Annotated in this window: 19 protein-coding genes; 11 read left to right on the top strand and 8 right to left on the bottom strand. The window is 66.8% G+C overall.

Translation table 11 applies throughout. From position 1 onward, the window contains the following. From tolA to JL37_RS14865, 6 genes are all read left to right on the top strand, one after another. Positions 1-679: cell envelope integrity protein TolA (gene tolA, locus JL37_RS14890; protein WP_043544946.1), on the top strand; the 679-nt coding region annotated here is incomplete at its 5' end. Between the two features lie 16 nt (positions 680-695). After that, entirely contained in the window at positions 696-2,018 is a 1,323-nt protein-coding gene (gene tolB, locus JL37_RS14885; RefSeq protein WP_043544945.1) for a Tol-Pal system beta propeller repeat protein TolB, read from the top strand. Between the two features lie 31 nt (positions 2,019-2,049). After that, positions 2,050-2,550, top strand: coding sequence for a peptidoglycan-associated lipoprotein Pal (gene pal, locus JL37_RS14880; protein WP_043544944.1), 501 nt, complete (start codon positions 2,050-2,052; stop codon positions 2,548-2,550). An 87-nt stretch (positions 2,551-2,637) separates the two neighbouring features. Further along, on the top strand, positions 2,638-3,327 hold the full coding sequence (ybgF, locus tag JL37_RS14875) for a tol-pal system protein YbgF (RefSeq protein ID WP_043544943.1): 690 nt from the start codon (positions 2,638-2,640) through the stop codon (positions 3,325-3,327). Further along, positions 3,327-4,370, top strand: coding sequence for an iron ABC transporter permease (locus JL37_RS14870; protein ID WP_043544942.1), 1,044 nt, complete (start codon positions 3,327-3,329; stop codon positions 4,368-4,370). Before ybgF ends, JL37_RS14870 begins: the two co-directional genes overlap by 1 nt. Further along, positions 4,367-5,179, top strand: coding sequence for an ABC transporter ATP-binding protein (locus JL37_RS14865; protein WP_369798551.1), 813 nt, complete (start codon positions 4,367-4,369; stop codon positions 5,177-5,179). Before JL37_RS14870 ends, JL37_RS14865 begins: the two co-directional genes overlap by 4 nt. 15 nt (positions 5,180-5,194) lie before the next feature. On the opposite strand, the gene JL37_RS14860 is transcribed toward JL37_RS14865, so the two are convergent. Further along, a complete protein-coding gene (locus tag JL37_RS14860) occupies positions 5,195-5,692 on the bottom strand; it encodes a YbaK/EbsC family protein (RefSeq protein WP_043544940.1) in 498 nt (165 codons plus the stop codon). Positions 5,693-5,832: 140 nt separating this feature from the next. Between JL37_RS14860 and JL37_RS14855 the strand changes: the two genes are divergently transcribed. Beyond that, on the top strand, positions 5,833-6,642 hold the full coding sequence (locus JL37_RS14855) for an alpha/beta fold hydrolase (protein WP_043545002.1): 810 nt from the start codon (positions 5,833-5,835) through the stop codon (positions 6,640-6,642). Here JL37_RS14855 and JL37_RS14850 read toward each other — a convergent pair. Further along, positions 6,639-7,109, bottom strand: coding sequence for an Lrp/AsnC family transcriptional regulator (locus JL37_RS14850; RefSeq protein ID WP_043544937.1), 471 nt, complete (start codon positions 7,107-7,109; stop codon positions 6,639-6,641). The two genes, JL37_RS14855 and JL37_RS14850, sit on opposite strands and share 4 nt — an antisense overlap. 243 nt (positions 7,110-7,352) lie before the next feature. Here JL37_RS14850 and JL37_RS14845 point away from each other — a divergent pair, with 243 nt between their 5' ends. After that, on the top strand, positions 7,353-8,309 hold the full coding sequence (locus JL37_RS14845) for a DMT family transporter (RefSeq protein WP_231570348.1): 957 nt from the start codon (positions 7,353-7,355) through the stop codon (positions 8,307-8,309). Positions 8,310-8,319: 10 nt separating this feature from the next. Here the strand turns inward: JL37_RS14845 and fusA are convergent, their stop codons facing one another. From fusA to JL37_RS14825, 4 genes are all read right to left on the bottom strand, one after another. Further along, the gene (gene fusA, locus JL37_RS14840) at positions 8,320-10,431 is read right to left on the bottom strand and encodes an elongation factor G (RefSeq protein WP_043544933.1); all 2,112 of its coding nucleotides are present in this window, start codon (positions 10,429-10,431) and stop codon (positions 8,320-8,322) included. 273 nt (positions 10,432-10,704) lie between these two features. After that, positions 10,705-11,169 (bottom strand): universal stress protein, encoded by a 465-nt coding sequence (locus JL37_RS14835; protein ID WP_043544932.1) that lies wholly within the window; start codon positions 11,167-11,169, stop codon positions 10,705-10,707. A gap of 98 nt (positions 11,170-11,267) precedes the next feature. Continuing rightward, positions 11,268-11,612 (bottom strand): TIGR01244 family sulfur transferase, encoded by a 345-nt coding sequence (locus JL37_RS14830; RefSeq protein ID WP_043544931.1) that lies wholly within the window; start codon positions 11,610-11,612, stop codon positions 11,268-11,270. A gap of 41 nt (positions 11,613-11,653) precedes the next feature. Continuing rightward, positions 11,654-13,114: a PLP-dependent aminotransferase family protein gene (locus tag JL37_RS14825; RefSeq protein WP_043544930.1), complete on the bottom strand. Its 1,461-nt coding sequence runs from the start codon at positions 13,112-13,114 to the stop codon at positions 11,654-11,656. Between the two features lie 111 nt (positions 13,115-13,225). On the opposite strand from JL37_RS14825, the gene JL37_RS14820 reads away from it, so the two are divergent. Both JL37_RS14820 and JL37_RS14815 read left to right on the top strand, forming a co-directional pair. Next, entirely contained in the window at positions 13,226-14,146 is a 921-nt protein-coding gene (locus JL37_RS14820) for a DMT family transporter (protein WP_043544929.1), read from the top strand. Beyond that, complete coding sequence (locus tag JL37_RS14815; protein WP_081955070.1) at positions 14,143-14,787, top strand: LysE family translocator; 645 nt, start codon at positions 14,143-14,145, stop codon at positions 14,785-14,787. Before JL37_RS14820 ends, JL37_RS14815 begins: the two co-directional genes overlap by 4 nt. Positions 14,788-14,808: 21 nt before the next feature. Here the strand turns inward: JL37_RS14815 and JL37_RS14810 are convergent, their stop codons facing one another. After that, positions 14,809-15,501 (bottom strand): LrgB family protein, encoded by a 693-nt coding sequence (locus JL37_RS14810; RefSeq protein ID WP_043544927.1) that lies wholly within the window; start codon positions 15,499-15,501, stop codon positions 14,809-14,811. Beyond that, a complete protein-coding gene (locus tag JL37_RS14805) occupies positions 15,491-15,895 on the bottom strand; it encodes a CidA/LrgA family protein (RefSeq protein WP_043545001.1) in 405 nt (134 codons plus the stop codon). Before JL37_RS14805 ends, JL37_RS14810 begins: the two co-directional genes overlap by 11 nt. A gap of 96 nt (positions 15,896-15,991) precedes the next feature. On the opposite strand from JL37_RS14805, the gene JL37_RS14800 reads away from it, so the two are divergent. Next, positions 15,992-16,879, top strand: a complete 888-nt coding sequence (locus tag JL37_RS14800) for a LysR family transcriptional regulator (RefSeq protein WP_043544926.1) — start codon at positions 15,992-15,994, stop codon at positions 16,877-16,879. Positions 16,880-16,900: the final 21 nt, after the last annotated feature.

Below are 16,900 nucleotides of genomic sequence, written 5' to 3'. Positions count from 1 at the left end.
CCTCGAGGAAGAGCGCAAGCAGGCGGAACTGAAAGAGAAAAAGCGCCTGGAACAGGAACGCCAGGCCGCTGAGAAGGCGGCTGCCGAGAAGGCCGCGGCCGAGAAAGCCGCCGCCGACAAGGCCGCAGCCGAGAAGAAGGCCAAGGAAGACGCCGCCAAGAAGGCCGCGGCAGAAAAGGCCGCCGCTGAAAAGGCGGCAGCCGAAAAAGCCGCCGAGGAAAAGGCCGCTGCCGAAAAGGCGGCCGCCGAAAAGAAAGCCGCTGCCGAGAAGAAAGCCAAGGAAGAAGCCGCCAAGAAGGCTGCCGCCGACAAGGCGCTGAAGGATGCGTTCCGCAACGACGCCATGGGCGCCGCGGGCATCCCCGGCGGCACGGCCGACCGCAACCAGGCGGGCGGCGGCCGCGACAGCGGCTATGGCGCCAAGGTCCGCGCCTGCGTGCAGCCCGGGGTGGCTTATCCGCCCCCGCCTCGCAGCGGCTCGGGGAATCCCACGGCACAATACCGGGTACAGTTAGGTTCCGACGGGAAAGTCAACGGCGTGACGTTGACCAGTTCTTCGGGCAATGCCGGCTTCGACCGCGCGGTCGAAACCGGCATCCGCCGCTGCAACCCCTTCCCGAAGCCTTCCACGGGCCGCTACGAACCCATTATTGACGTTGTGTACAGAATGTATGATTGACAGGAGATTGAAGAATATGACTCCCGCTTATAGCCGACGAGTACCCCAGCTCGCTCTCTGGCGATCGTATGGACTCGGGCTGCTGATGCTGGCGCTGGCCTGCCTGATGGCCATGAAACCCGCCCATGCCCAGTTGCGCGTCGATATCTCGGGCACCGGGGCCACCCAATACCCCGTGGCGATCGCCGATTTCGCCGTCGACGACACCCATGGCCGCGCCCTGGCCGACGTGATCCGCGCCGACCTGACCCGCACCGGACAGTTCCGCCTGATCAATGCGGCAGGCTCGGGCCTGAACGTCGACTCCCCCATCGCCCACGACGACTGGCGCGCCAAGGGAGCCGACTTCATTGCCTACGGCAGCATCTCGCGCGGCGCAGACGGCCGCTACGACGTCCGCTACCGTCTTGCCGATACCGTCAAGAAGGGCCAGCTCGACGGCGTGGCCTTCTCCGGCACCGAGCAGGAACTGCGCCGGGTCGCCCACCAGATCGCCGACCGCATCTACGAGAAGATCACCGGCGTTCGCGGCGTGTTTTCGACCCGTATCGCGTATGTGCTGAAAAAAGGCGCCACCTACGAACTGCAGGTTGCCGACGCCGACGGCCAGAACCCCCAAGTGGCCCTGCGCTCGCGGGAGCCCATCATTTCGCCGTCCTGGTCGCCTGACGGTTCCAAGCTAGCCTACGTGAGCTTCGAATCCGGCAAGCCCGTCGTGTACGTGCACAATCTGGCTTCCAGCGCGCGCGCTCCTGTCGCGAACTTCAAGGGTAACAACAGCGCACCCGGCTGGTCGCCCGACGGCTCCAAGCTGGCGGTGGCCCTGACGCGCGATGGTTTGTCGCAAATTTACATCGTCGGCGCGGCGGATGGCTCCAATCCGACCCGAGTTACGCGTTCTCCCGGCATCGACACCGAACCGAGCTTTACGCCGGACGGGGCATCCATTATCTTTACGAGTGACCGCAGCGGCGGGCCGCAGATCTACCAGACCGGCTCGAGTGGTGGCGAAGCACGCCGCCTCACGTTTAATGGTGGTTACAACATCTCACCCCGAATTTCCCCCGACGGATCGACGCTGCTGTACGTTGCAAGACGCGACGGCGCGTTTCGAATCGCGTCGTTGAACCTGTCCTCAGGCGCCGAGACCCTGCTGACTGATGGTCGTGACGATCAGTCCCCGAGCTTTGCGCCGAATGGAATGCAAGTCCTCTACGCCGCCGTCCAAAACGGCCGTAGCGTGCTCGCAGGTGTCTCGAGCGATGGCCGCGTACGGCAGACGCTTTCGGTACTGAACGGGGAAATACGTGAACCGACTTGGGGCCCATTTACCCGATAACACGTGTGACTCTCTTTGCAAAGGAACTATCATGAAGTCGCGCATTGCCAAAAGCCTAACCATCGCCGCGCTGGCTGCCACCCTGGCAGCTTGCAGCTCCGTCCCTCTCGACGATAAAGCGGGTCAGGGCGGAGGCGCTGGCCAAGGATCCTCGGCCTCCGGCCAGATCCTTGATCCCTTCAACCCCCAAAGCATCCTGGCGCAACAACGCTCGGTATACTTTGACTTCGACAGCTACACGGTGTCGGACCAGTACCGCGGATTGGTGGAGACCCACGCCCGCTACCTGGCTTCGCACCAGCAGCAGAAGATCAAGATCGAAGGCAACACCGACGAACGCGGCGGCGCTGAATACAACCTGGCCCTGGGCCAGCGCCGTGCGGACGCCGTGCGCCGCATGATGACCCTGCTGGGCGTCAGCGACAACCAGATCGAAACCATCAGCTTCGGTAAGGAAAAGCCGAAGTCGACGGGTACGTCGGAAGCCGACTTTGCTGAAAACCGCCGCGCCGATATCAACTATCTGCGTTAAGATTTTCGTATAGTCTAAGAGCCCTACCACGCGTCGGGACGGTCAACCGGCCGTCCCGACGTTTGTCTTTTATACCCGGGAATATTCATGCGCGATAACGTTCTGTCCCTGCGTCCTCTGATTGTGGCCACCGGCCTGGTGCTTGCGGCCCTGACGGCGCCCGCTCACGCTTTTTCCGACGATGAAGCCCGCCGGGCCATCCTGGATCTGCGCCAGCAGGTACAGCAGCAGAACGAGCAAAGCCAGCGCGCCAAGCTGCAATTGGCCGACCAGATCCAGGCGTTGCAGCAGGAAGTCGCCCAGTTGCGCGACCAGCTCGAACTGGTTTCGCGCCAGCAGCCCAGCGCCAAGCCCGGCGGCACCGCCGGCAGCGCGAACCCGCCGGGCGCCTCCGCCGGCGATCCGCAGGAACAGGCCGCCTACGACGGCGCGATCGACCTGTTCCGCAAGGGCCAGTACAAGGACGCCGCCGAATCGCTGGCCGCATTCACCGCGCTGTACCCCGCCAGCCAGCTGGCACCCAGCGCCCAGTTCTACCTGGGCAGCAGCCGCTATGCGCTGAAGGACTTCAAGGGCGCCATCGACCAGTTGAACGCCATGGTCCAGAAGTCCCCCGACAACGCCCGCGCCCCCGACGCCCTGCTCGTCATCGCCGGCAGCCAGATCGAGCTGAACAACCGCGCGGGCGCCAAGACGACGCTGCAGCGCATCGTCCGCGACTACCCGACCACGCCGGCCGCCGGCACGGCCAAGAGCCGGCTGCAGCTGCTGCAGTAATGCCGCCAACCGCAAGCGCGGTTGCCGCCTACCGGCACATCCTGCGCCGCCGGGCAGGGCTTATCGCCCTGCTGCTGGCGGCGATTTTCTTGGCGCTGCTGGTCGATTTCACGGTGGGGCCCTCGGGCCTGCCGTGGCGCGATCTCTGGCGGACGCTGACGGCGCCGGCAGCCGCCGATCCGACCTACCGGGTCATCGTGTGGGACATCCGCCTGCCCTCCGCCCTGATGGCGGCCCTGGTGGGCATGGCGCTGGGGCTAGCTGGCGCCGAGATGCAGACCATACTGAACAACCCGCTGGCCAGTCCGTTCACGCTGGGCGTCTCCTCCGCCGCCGCCTTCGGCGCGTCGCTGGCGATCGTGCTGCAACTGGGCGTGCCGGGCATCCCGCCCGGCTGGCTGATCGCGGGCAACGCCTTCCTGTTCGCGATGGTGGCGGCGCTGTTGCTGGATGCCGTGACCCGCTGGGGCGGAATGAACACCTCGGCCGTGGTGCTGTTCGGCATCGCCATGCTGTTCACGTTCAATGCGCTGGTGTCGCTGGTGCAGTTCATGGCCAGCGCCGAAGCCCTGCAGAACCTGGTGTTCTGGACCATGGGGAGCCTGTCGCGTTCCAGCTGGGCGTCCGTGGGGGTGCTGGCGGCCGCCATCGGGCTTGCCCTGCCCCTGGCCATGCGCCAATCCTGGAAACTGACCGCCCTGCGCCTGGGCGAAGACCGCGCGGCGAGCTTCGGCGTGGACGTGCGCCGGGTGCGCGTGGCCGCGCTGGCGCGGGTCAGCCTGCTGTCGTCCCTGGCCGTCGCCTTTGTCGGCACGATCGGTTTCATCGGCCTGGTGGCGCCCCACATCGCGCGCCGCCTGTTCGGCGAAGACCACCGCTATTACCTGCCGGGCAGCGCCCTGGTGGGCGCCGTGATCCTGTCGCTGGCGTCGATCGCGTCCAAGAACCTCGTCCCCGGCGTGGTCGTGCCTGTCGGCATCGTCACGGCGCTGGTCGGCATTCCCTTTTTCGTGTCGGTCGTCCTGCGCCGGCAATTGCCATGACATCCGCTGCCGGCGCCGCCCCGCCGATGACCCTGGCCGTCAGCGGACTCTGCGCCGGTTACGGACGCGGGGACGTGCTGCATAAGCTGACCCTCCCGGCGCTGCAAGCCGGGGAAGTCATCGCGCTACTGGGGCCGAACGGCAGCGGCAAATCCACGCTGCTCAAGGCCCTTGCCGGCCTGGTGCGCACCCGCGCGGGCAGCGCCTTGCTGGGCGGACGGGACCTGACCCGCCTCGGATTCGGAGAGCGCGCGCGCCACGTGGTCTACCTGCCCCAGAGCCTGCCCGCGGCGGTGCATCTGCGGGTCTTCGAATCTGTGCTGGTGGCGGCCAGGGCCAGCGGCGATACGGCGCCGTCGGCCGACCCGCGGGAGATCGAACGTTTGCTGGAGCGCCTGGGCATAGGCCACCTTGCGATGCACTATCTGGATGCGCTGTCCGGCGGTCAGAAGCAGTTGGTAGGGCTGGCCCAGGCGCTCGTCAGGCATCCGCGCGTGCTGCTGCTGGACGAGCCCCTTTCGGCCCTGGACCTGAATTACCAGTTCCACGTGATGCGCCTGCTGAAGCAGGAAACGCGGGAGCACGGCCTCATCAGCCTTATCGTGCTGCACGATCTGAACGTGGCGCTGCAGCACGCCGACCGCGCGGTGATGATCCACGGCGGCCGGCCATACGCAGCGGGCGCGCCCGCCGAGGTGATCACTCCCGCCTCGCTGGCGGAGGTCTATGGGGTGCAGGCCCGGGTTGAAACCTGCTCGCGCGGCTTGCGGCAGGTGCTGATCGACGGACTCGAAGCGCACCCGCGCTGAGGCGGACGCCGGCGCTCAGGCGCGCTGCGCCACATCCGAGACCGGCGCGCCGGTCATGTCGGCCAACTGCCGCGGCGTCAGGTTGAACACGGCGTGCGGATGGCCGGCGGCGGCCCACAAGCTGCCGTAGTTGAACAGGTCGGCGTCCAGCAGCATCACCGGCTTGACCGTGTGGCCGATCGGACACACGCCGCCGATTGCGTAACCAGTCATGTCGCGCACGAACTTGGCGTCCGCCTTGGCCAGCTCGCCCACTTGCGCGGCCACCTTGGCTTCGTCCACGCGGTTGACGCCGCTGGCGATCACCAGCACCGGCGCGTTGTCCGACGCCCTGCGGAAGATGATGGATTTGGCGATCTGCGCGACTTCGCAGCCCAGGCCCGCCGCAGCCTCCGCCGAGGTCTTGCCGGTCTGCGGCAGGACGATCACGGGCTTGTCGTGCCCCAACTCCTGCAACAGGCGAGCGACGCGTTGGGCGGATTCGGGCAAGGCAGCAATGGACTCGGGGGACATCGGGAGGGGCTCCGTTGTGGCAGGAAGGCCGGCGCGAACCGCCGCCGGCTGGTCGGAAACGAGTGTATCAGCGCCGGCGCGCCCTGCCCCGCAGGCGGCGGCGGGCTAGAATGCGGGCCTGGCTTTTCCATACGAATCCCATGCGTTCCGAACCCGTCCTGCCCCTGCAAACCGCGCTCATCGACGGCTATGCCATGTCCTACACCGAGTACGGCAGCGGCGCGCCCCTGGTGCTGGTGCACGGCTCCCTGTCCGACTGCCGGTACTGGAAGTCGCAAATGGCGCCGCTGGGCCGGTCGTTCCGCGTGCTGGCGGTGTGCTTGCGACGCTATTGGCCCGAAGCCTGGGACGGCGCGGGCGACGGCTTTTCAATCGAGCAGCATGCCAGCGACGTGCTGGAATTCATCGACACCGTGGCCGGCGGCCCGGCCCACCTGGTGGGCCACTCGCGGGGCGGCCGCATCGCGCTGGAAGCGGCGCTGCGCCGGCCCGATTCGCTGCGCAGCCTGACCCTGGCCGATCCCGGCCTGCCGCTGCCAGGCGAGGACGACCTGCGCGGCGGATTCCGCCAACAGGCGCTGGCCCTCATCCGCCAAGGCGACATCGAGGCGGGCCTGGCCCTGTTCGTCGATACCGTGACCGGCCCCGACACCTGGCAGCGCATGGTGCCCTGGTTCAAGGAGATGGTGCGCGACAACGTCGGCACGCTGTTCGGGCAAGCGCTGGAAACACCGCAAGCGCTGACGCCACAGCAGATCGGGGCGCTGAAATTGCCGACCTTGCTGATCGGCGGCGCCCTGAGTCCTTCCCCCTACCCGGCGGTGCTGGACGCGTTGTCGCAATGGCTGCCGCAGGCGCACCGGGTGACGATCACCGGATCCTCCCACGGCATGAACCTGGGCAATCCGCGCGCCTTCAACGGCGCCATCGAGGAATTCATCGGCGGCTAGGGTTCCACCGAGGGCGTGTGCTTCAGGCGCCTCAACACGAACGTGGAGCGGCTGTGGCGCACGCCGCGCAACTTGTACAGCCGCTTGCGCAGAAAGGCCTCATAGCCCTCGGTGCCCGCCACGGCCACCTTGATCAGATAGTCGTACTCCCCGGTGACGAGAAAGGCCTCGACCACCTCCGGCAGTCGGGTGATTTCCTCGCCGAAGCGCGCCAGCGCGTCGTCGTCATGGTGTTCCAGCGTCACCTCGATCATGACGGTATCCGGCAGCCCCAGCGCCTTCTGATTCAGCAGGGCTGCGTAGCCCTCGATCACCCCCGCCTCTTCCAGCGCCTTGACGCGGTTCCAGCACGGCGTGGGCGACAGCCCCACCTGCTCGGCCAGCTTCAGGTTGGTGAGCCGCCCGTCCGCGCGCAGCGCGCGCAGGATCCTGCGGTCGGTTTCGTCGATTTTGGGCGTGGCGGACATGGATGCCTTCCTGAAAGAGAAAATATCTTCAAAATCCTATTTTATAGGATATATATTTTCCAATAACAGCGAATTCAGCGGGAATCAGGAAACCTATTTTCCGACCTTACCCGTAAACTCTCTTCCAAGACGGCTGCTTATCCCGGCCGTCGGATTTCGGCGCTGACGCTGCGGCACAACCCGGCGCGGGCGCCGGCAGTTCCAACGCATCAGGCCGCGCGCCGATCCGCGCGGCGGGAAATCATGTCCTTCGCAGCAGCAGCACCCGCAAGATCCGGCCTGGGCCTCTCCGGCGCCGCCATGCTATTCAGCGCCCCGGCGCTATTCGCCTCCAATATGGTCGCGGCCCGCTGGGCCCACGACGCAAGCCTTCCCCCTGTCTTCCTGGCCTTCGGCCGCTGGCTGATCGCGCTGCTTATCCTGCTGCCGCTGGCCGCGCCCGCCTTGCGCGCGCACCGCCGCACCCTGCGGCGCAGCCTGCCCTCGCTCGCGCCGCTGGCGGTGCTGGGCATGGGCGTGGCGGTGGCGCCGCAATACATCGGCGCCCAGACCACCAGCGCCACCAACATTGCGCTGATTTTTTCGTGCAGCCCCATCCTGGTGGCCTTGCTGGAGGCCCTGATCTGGCGCAAGCCCTTGTCGGCCCTGCGCGGCGCGGGCCTGGCGCTCGCCCTGGGAGGCGTGCTAGTGGTGCTGTCGCGCGGCGATGCGCAAGCCTTCGCCCGCCTTGCCTTCGGCCAGGGCGACCTCTGGGTGCTGCTGGCAGCCACCGGCTGGGCCTTCTATACGGTGCTGCAAAAGCGCCTGATCCTGCCCGCGGTGCCGGACAGCGCGCGGCTGGCGACGCTGATGCTGGGCGGCGTGCTTGCACTGGCGCCCTTCGCCGCCATCGAAGCCGCGTCCGGCGCCGTGCCGCCGTGGACCGATCCGCGCCTTGCCGCGGTGCTGCTGTTCCTGGCCGTGGTGCCCAGCCTGGGCGCCTACTATGTATACGGCAGGCTGATCAGCCGGGCGGGCCCCGCCACGGCGGGCCTGTCGATGTTCCTGGTTCCGGTCTATGCGGCGCTGCTGGCCTGGCCGCTGCTGGGCGAGGCTCCACAGCTGTTCCATGCCTATGGTTTCGTGATGATTCTGCTCGGCGTGAAGCTGGCGTCGTCGCGGGTGCGCGCGGCGGCGGCCGGGGCCGCGGCCCCGGCCTGAGCGGCACCGTTCAGCGGCCCGAACCCTGGGCCGCCATCACTTCCTGCGCCACCTGGCGCGGCGCCTCGGCGTAGTGCTTGAACTCCATGGTGTACGTGGCCCGCCCCTGCGTCAGCGAACGCAGCGAGGTCGAATAGCCGAACATCTCGGCCAGGGGCACCTCGGCCCGCACCAGCTTGCCGCCGCCTCCGGCGATGTCTTCCATGCCCTGGACCATGCCGCGGCGGGAAGACAGATCGCCCATGACGTTGCCCGTGAAATCCTCGGGCGTTTCCACCTCGACCTGCATCATGGGTTCCAGCAGCACCGGATCCGCGCGGCGCATGCCTTCCTTGAACGCCATGGACGCCGCCATCTTGAACGCGTTCTCGTTCGAGTCCACGTCATGGTAGGACCCGAAGAACAGCGTCGCCTTCACGTCCACCACCGGGTAGCCGGCAAGCACGCCGGCATTCAGCGATTCCCGCACGCCCTTGTCCACCGCCGGGATGAATTCCCGCGGCACCACGCCGCCCTTGATCGCGTCGACGAATTCATAGCCTTTGCCGGGCTCTTGCGGTTCGAGTTTCAGCACCACGTGGCCGTACTGCCCACGGCCCCCGGATTGCTTGACGAACTTGCCTTCGACCTCATCGCAAGTCTTGCGGATGGTTTCCCGGTAAGCCACTTGCGGCTTGCCCACGGTGGCCTCCACGCCGAACTCGCGCTTCATGCGGTCCACCAGGATTTCCAGGTGCAGCTCGCCCATGCCCGAAATGATGGTCTGCCCCGATTCCTCGTCCGTGCGCACGCGGAAAGACGGATCTTCCTGGGCCAGGCGGCCCAGCGCGATGCCCATTTTTTCCTGGTCGGCCTTGGTCTTGGGCTCGACGGCCTGCGAAATCACCGGCTCCGGAAACACCATGCGTTCGAGAATGATCACGTGCGCGGGGTCCGTCAGCGTATCGCCGGTGGTGACGTCCTTGATGCCGACGGCGGCGGCGATGTCGCCCGCGTACACCTCGGTGATCTCGCGCCGTTCGTTGGCGTGCATCTGCAGGATGCGGCCCAGCCTTTCCTTCTTTTCCTTGGTGGGATTGAAGACGGAATCGCCCGACTTCACCACGCCCGAATAGACGCGGAAGAACACCAGCTGGCCGACGAACGGGTCCGTCATGATCTTGAAAGCCAGCGCCGAGAACGGTTCATTGTCGGCGGGATGCCGCTCGATCTCGCGGTCGCGTTCGTCGTGGCCCTTGATGGCCGGCACATCGACGGGCGAAGGCATGTAGTCGAGGACGGCATCCAGCATGGCCTGCACGCCCTTGTTCTTGAAGGCGCTGCCGCACAGCATGGGCACGATCTCGTTGGCGACCGTGCGCATACGCAGGCCCTGCTTGATCTCTTCTTCGGTCAACGGTTCGCCCGACAGGTATTTTTCGAGCAGGGTCTCGTTGGCCTCGGCAGCCTTCTCGACCATTTTGTCGTGCCATTCCTGCGCCTGCGCCTGCATCGCGGGCGGGATCTCCCGGTACTCGAAGCGCACGCCCTGGCTGGCGTCGTCCCAGATGATGGCTTTCATCTTGACCAGGTCGATCACGCCTTCGAAATGGTCTTCGGCGCCCACGGGCAGCTGGATGGGCACGGCATCGCCTTTGAGACGCTCGGCGATCTGGCGATGCACGCGCAGGAAGTCCGCGCCGACACGGTCCATCTTGTTGACGAAAGCCAGGCGCGGCACCTTGTACTTGTTGGCCTGGCGCCAGACGGTCTCGGACTGGGGCTGCACGCCGCCCACCGCATCGTAGACCATGACCGCGCCGTCCAGCACGCGCATGGAGCGTTCGACCTCGATGGTGAAGTCCACGTGGCCCGGCGTGTCGATGATGTTGATGCGATGCTCGGGATAGTTGCCGGCCATGCCCTTCCAGAAGGCGGTGGTGGCGGCCGAGGTGATCGTGATGCCGCGCTCCTGCTCCTGCTCCATCCAGTCCATCACGGCAGCGCCGTCATGCACTTCGCCTATCTTGTGGGTGATGCCGGTGTAGAAGAGGATGCGCTCGGTCGTCGTCGTTTTGCCCGCGTCGATATGGGCGCTGATGCCGATATTGCGATATAGCTCGATACGCGTCTTGCGAGTCATGGCCTCTTCCTTGGAGTGAGCCGCCAGGCGAAGACGGCAAGCCCGACCGGGCATTGCCGCGGCGGGCGCCATGCCGCGTAGAGTGCTTGGGGGAGTAGCGAAACCGCGCCCGCGCTGATGCATAAATATTACGCGCCGCGGACCAGGATACAAAGATCTACCCTACGCTGCGAAGTGGATTCCCAACGAAAAAAAACCCCTCTCGATGGAGGGGCCTGGCATGCCATGCACCGGTTCGGGGCAGCGTGGAAGCCCGCCCGCCGGCCGAAATGCCTACTTCTTTTCTTCTTTGACGCGATACACCAGCACGGCGGTGCTGGCCAGCGACAGGACCTTGGCGGTGACGCTGCCCAGCAGCAGGCGCGACAGGCCGCTGCGGCCGTGGCTGCCGATGAAGATCAGGTCGCAACCGGCGTCGGCGGCGGCTTGCACGATGCCGTCGGCGACGTTGAAATTGGACACGGCGCGCGCCTCGGACTTCACGCCGGCGGTGTCGGCACGGTCGGTGATCTGCTTGAGGTACTTGTCGGCCTGCTCGGCCGAGGCCTTTTCGTAGTCTTCGTCGGTAATGGCATAGGCTGCGGCCATGCCGTCGAAGCCGATGGTGGCTGCGAAGGGCTGCGTCACGTAGAGCGCGACGACTTCAGCGCCCACGGAACGCGCAAAGCAAATACCAGCGTTGGCGGCTTGCGCCGAGAGCGGCGAACCGTCGGTGGGAATCAGGATCTTCTTGAACATCTGCCTGCTCCTGTTTGAGAGGAGTCTCCATGCTACCGGAAACACGCCAGGTTCACATCAATTGAACCCGGCATGCTTGACGCGCGTCAATAGCCCTTTCAGCCCAGCTGCTGGGCGGCGGCGAACAGGTTCGTGCAGCGGGTGCCCGTGCGGCAGTACGCCAGCACGGGACCCGGCAGGGTGCGCAGCAGTTCGGCGAAGCGCTGCACGTCGGCGGCGGTCATGGCGCTGCCCACAACGGGCTGGTATTCGATCTGCAGGCCCGCGGCCTGCGCGGCCTTGGAGACATCCGCGGCGGTGGGCTGATCCGGGCCGCCTTCGAAATCGGGACGGTTGATGATGACGCTTTTATAGCCTGCCGCAGCGACGTCTGCCATGTCGTCGGGGCCGAGCTGCGGGGCCACGGCGAAGTTCTGGGTAAGGGGCTTGATGGGTGCGGACATGACGTTTCCTTCAATGGCTTCAGAGATATTGCTGCCTATTATTATTGATTGCCGGAACGGGTTTGCGCGAAGATTTTTTCAAGATCGGCCCAAATACCCCGATGATCGGCGATGGTTACCGAGAAGCGCGCCATGGTCGATGGCGCCTGCGCCGGGGAAAACAGCGTGCCCGGCGCCAGCAGCATGCCGTGGTCGGCCGCCACGCGCGCCAGCTGTTCGGAGTCGCGGCCGCAATCCGCCCAGACGAACATGCCCGCATGCGGTTCGCGAGGCACCGTTAGCCCCAGCCTTAGCAGCCCTTTCAGGCAACGCTGGCGGGCCTCGTCCACCCGCGAACGCACGCGTTCGATGTGACGGCGGTACTGCCCTTCCATCAGCACACGGTGCACGACCCGTTCGCCCAGTTCGGGCGAAGTCAGGCCGGCCAGCATCTTCAGGTCGGCCAGCTTCTGCAGGATGTCGGGATTGGCCGCCAGGTAGCCCACGCGCAGGCTGGCCGCCAGCATCTTGGAATAGCCGCCCACGAGGATCACGCGGTTCAGCCGGTCCAGCACGGCCAGCTTCATGGCCCCGCCCGGGTGCAGCTCGCCGTAGGTGTCGTCCTCGACGACCATGAAATCGTGCTTCTCGGCGATCCGCAGGATGTCGTAGGCCACGCCGGCCGACAGCGTGTGGCCCGTGGGGTTGTGCACGGCGCTGTTGACGATGAAAAGCTTGGGTTTGTGCTGTTCGGCCAATTGCTGGAGCAGCGCCGTGTCAGGGCCGTCCGGGCCGCGCGGCACGCCAATCAGGCGCGCCCCGAAGGCGGCCAGGCGGCCGAAAATCACGAACCAGGCCGGGTCCTCGACCAGCACGGTATCGCCCGGCTTGACCAGGTAGCGCGCGATCAGGTCCAGGGCGTGCGTGACGCCGTTGGTCGTGAGCAGGTTCAGCTCCGGATGCGCCGGCACCCCATCGTTCTGCAGGGAGGCGGCGATCTGCTGGCGCAGCGGCGCGAAACCCTGGGGATGGCCGTAGCTGACCAGATGCCCGCGCACCGAACGCCCTACCGCGCGCACCGCCCCGGCCACCATTTCCGGATCCAGCCAATCCGGCGGCAGCAGGCCCGCTCCGCCCGGCATGCCGAGCGCGGTGTTGTCGCGGAACATGCTGCGCAGAAGCCAGGCCACATCGATCCGGGCGGGCGGCGCCAGGCTGCTGGGAGCCGCGGTGGCTACCGCCGCCAGCGGGCCGCTGCGCGCGCGGACGAAGAAGCCCGCGCCCCTCCGCGACTGCACCAGGCCCCGCGCCACCAGCCGGTCGTAGGCCTCCACCACGGTGAAGCGGCTGACACCGGACTGTTCGGCCATTTTGCGGATGGACGGCAGGCGCGTGCCGGGCCGCAGCCCCTGCTCGTCGATGCGGCGAGCCAGGCCGTCGGCCAGCTGCGCCACCAGGGTGGCGTCGGCCTGGCGCACGGGCTGCCAGGGCAAAGAGGGCGAAGTGGCGGAAGCAACTGTCATGGGGATTTCACCAGGCCAGTGATTAAAGTGACATGCAAAAGTGTACCGGTACTGTACCGATGACTATGCGTAGAGTGGCAGCAATAACGAAAACCCGCAACCGGTGGCTTGATGACCCGTCCCGCTTTCTATCCCTCTCCACAGGCCGCAGCCGGCGCGTCCGGCACGCCGTGGGAAGGCTATGCCTACGGATTCCTGGGGGTGCTGGTCTTTTCGCTGACGCTGCCGATGACGCGGCTGGCCGTCGCCGAGCTGCAGCCGCTGCTGGTCGGGCTGGGCCGGGCGCTGGTGGCGGCCGTTCCGGCCGTCGCCCTGCTGTGGCTGACGCGCGCGCGCCGGCCGAACCGGCAGGAATGGCCCGGCGTGATCCTGGCCGCGCTCGGCATCGTCGTGGGTTGGCCGCTGGCCTCTTCATTCGCCATGCAGACCGTGCCTTCGTCGCATGGCGCGGTATTCAACGGGCTGCTGCCGCTGTCGACCGCCGCGTTCGCCGCCCTGCGCAGCGGCGAACGCCCGTCGGCCACGTTCTGGGCCTGGGCCCTGGCGGGCGCGGCGCTGGTCACTGCCTATGCCTTGCGCCAGGGCCATGGCACGCTGTCGCTGGGCGATCTCTGGCTGCTGGTGGCGGTGGTGCTGGGCGGCATGGGCTACGCCGAAGGCGCGCGGGCCTCGCGCACCCTGGGCGGCGGGCGCACAATATGCTGGGCGCTGGCGATCAGCGCCCCCGTCGTGGCCGCCCCGGTGGGCTGGATGGCCGCGCAGGCCAGCTGGCCCAGCGCCACGGTCGTCCTTGCCTGCGCCTATCTGGCGTTCGGTTCGATGTTCCTGGGATTTTTCGCCTGGTACCGCGGCCTGGCCGTGGGCGGCATCGCCCGGGTGGGGCAAGTACAGCTGCTGCAACCCTTTCTCACGGTGGTGGCGGCGGCGCTGCTGTTCGGCGAATCCGTGGAGACCGCAACCTTCTTCTTCGCCGCCGCGGTGATCGTCGTCATCGCCGGCGGGCGCCGCGCCATCGTCGGAACCAAAAAATGACTATGTTTCCTTCCAATTGGGCCGACGTGCCCCTGATGTCTTTGTCGTTGCTGGGCCCGCTGGCGATGTTCGCGCTGGTCAGCTCGATCACGCCAGGGCCGAACAACGTGATGCTGGCATCTTCCGGGCTGAACTTCGGCTTTCGCCGCAGCATGCCGCACCTGTTGGGCGTGAACCTCGGTTTCACGCTGATGATTTTCCTGGTGGGTATCGGCCTGGGTTCGGTGTTCCAGCAGGTGCCCCAGCTGTACACCGTGCTGAAATACGCGGGCGCCGCGTATCTGCTGTACCTGGCCTGGAAGATCGCCAATTCGGGCAGCATGGACGATGGCGAAACGCGCGGCAAGCCGTTCACTTTCCTGCAGGCCGCGGCGTTCCAATGGGTCAACCCCAAGGCATGGGTGATGGCCGTGGGCGTGGTGGCGACCTACACCCCGCAGAACGGCTTTTTCGCGAATCTCGTGATCGCCACCGTCGTCTGCGGCATCGTCAACCTGCCCAGCATCGGCATCTGGGTGACCTTCGGCACGGCGCTGCGCCGCGTGCTGCACAGGCCTTGGGCCATCCGCGCCTTCAACGTCAGCATGGCGCTGCTGCTGGTCGCGTCCCTGTACCCCGTTGCCCTCGAACTGGTGCACTGACAGGCGTCGCTGTCGCAGGCCTCAGGCCTGCAGGGCAACGACCACGGCGGGCGTTACCAGCACATTGAAGAGGCCCGCCATCACCATCACCAGGCCCGCGACCGCGCCCTCGTCGGCGGCCAGTTCGCGGGCCTTCGCCGTACCGGCGCCGTGAGCGCCCATGCCGAAGAGAGCGCCGCGCGCAAGCGCCGAGCGCAACGGCAGCCAGCGGCGCATGAACTGGCCGATGGCCGCGCCGAACACCCCCGTCACGATCACGAAGACTGCGGTCAGATCGGGCACGCCGCCTACGTGGGACGACACCGCCACGGCGAAGGGCGTGGCCACGGAGCGCGGCAACAGGCTCAGCCTGAGATCCGCCGGCAGGTCCAGCAGGCTGCCCAGCAGCCAGGCGCTGGCGCCCGCAATGAGGCTGCCCACGGCCACGCCGGCCACCAGCACGGGCCAATAGCGGCGGATCAGCGCGCGCTGTTCGTAGAGCGGCAGTGCGAAAGCCACGATGACAGGCCCCAGCATCGCCATCAGCCAATGGGACCCCGCCATATAGTCCCGGTACCCCGTATGCAGCGCGAGCGCCAGCGCCAGCAGCAGGGCCGGCGCCACGACCAGGGTCGACGTGCACCAATAGGCGTAGCGGCGGTAGAACAGCCGGGCGCAGGCGTAGGCGAACACCGTCGCCACCGGCCAGAACAGCAGGTTGAAATCAAGCGGCATGGCGATTCATCCAGCGATAGCAGAAGTCGATGGTGAGCGCCGTGCCGGCCATGACCAGCGCGGTGCCCAGCAGGATGACCGCAAGCAGCTTCAAGCCCAGCAGCCCCAGGAACTCTCGGTGGTCCAGCAGCGACATGACGGCGGGGACAAAGAACAGCAGCATCTCTCCCAGCAGCCAGCTGGCGCCGCGGTGCACGTTGCGCACGCGCAGGCGGCGCGTCGCCAGCAGGGTCAGCACGATGGCCATGCCGATGACGCCCCCGGGCACGGGCAGCCCCAGGAGCTGAGCAACAGCCTGGCCCAGGCAGGAAAACAGAACGATCAGACAGATCTGCAGCAGGCGGCTGCGGCGCAGGGCGCTGCGCAAGACTATGGTGTGGCGGGGAAAGGACATCATGGGGGTTCCAGCGGCAAGCTTCTGTTTTACGCCTGCGCCTTCTATAGATAAAATGAATTCATTGAATTCACCCTATTCCATTAAGGCATAACCATGGAATTGCGCCCGCTGCGCGCCCTGGTCGAAGTGGTTCGCCAGGGGGGCTTTTCGCAGGCTGCCAAGACTGTGTTCGCGACCCAGCCCACCGTCAGCAAGGCCGTGCGCCAGTTGGAGGACGAACTGGGCATGCCGTTGCTGGACCGCCACGCCCAACCCCCGCGGCTGACCGCGGCGGGCGAAATCGTCTATCGCCGCGCGCTGGCCATGCTGGCCCAGCGCGATGACCTGTATGCCGAACTGGACGAATTGAAAGGGCTCAAGCGCGGCGTGCTGCGGCTGGGCCTGCCTCCGCTGGGCAGCAGCACCCTTTTCGCTCCGATGTTCGCGCGCTTCCGCAGCCGCTACCCGCAAGTGGAAATCAGCCTGGTGGAACACGGCAGCCGTCGTCTCGAGGAAATGGTGATGGCCGGCGAAATCGAGCTGGCGGCCTCGCTCAGGCCCGTGCCCGATCACTTCGAATGGCAGCCCGTGGCCCGCGAACCGCTGGTGGCGCTGATGCCTGCCGACCATCCCAAGGCCCATGCGGAGGCCGTGAGCCTGCTCGAGCTGCGGGAATCGCCCTTCATCCTGTTCGAGACCGGCTTCGCCTTGAACCGCATCCTGCACGACGCCTGCCAGCGGGTGGGCTTCGCGCCCGCGATCGCGGCGCGCAGCGGCCAGATCGATTTCATCGTGGCGCTGGTGGCTGCCGGGCTGGGCGTAGCGTTCCTGCCGCGCCTGAAGGCTCGCGAAGAGCTGCATGCCGGCGTGTCCCGCGTGCCCCTGCGCGACGCGGGCACGGACTGGGAGATGGTGCTGGTCTGGCGCCGCGGCGGCTACCTGTCGCATGCCGCGCAGGCCTGGCTGGCCTTGACCCGAGAGGTCCATCCCGAAGTATGCTGATGCCGGAACCCCGCCGCCCCG

It is taken from the genome of Achromobacter sp. RTa (genome assembly GCF_000757485.1).
Taxonomy (GTDB): Bacteria; Pseudomonadota; Gammaproteobacteria; order Burkholderiales; family Burkholderiaceae_B; genus Achromobacter.
Note: the sequence above shows the minus strand (reverse complement) of the source record. Positions and strands in the feature narration are given on the sequence as shown.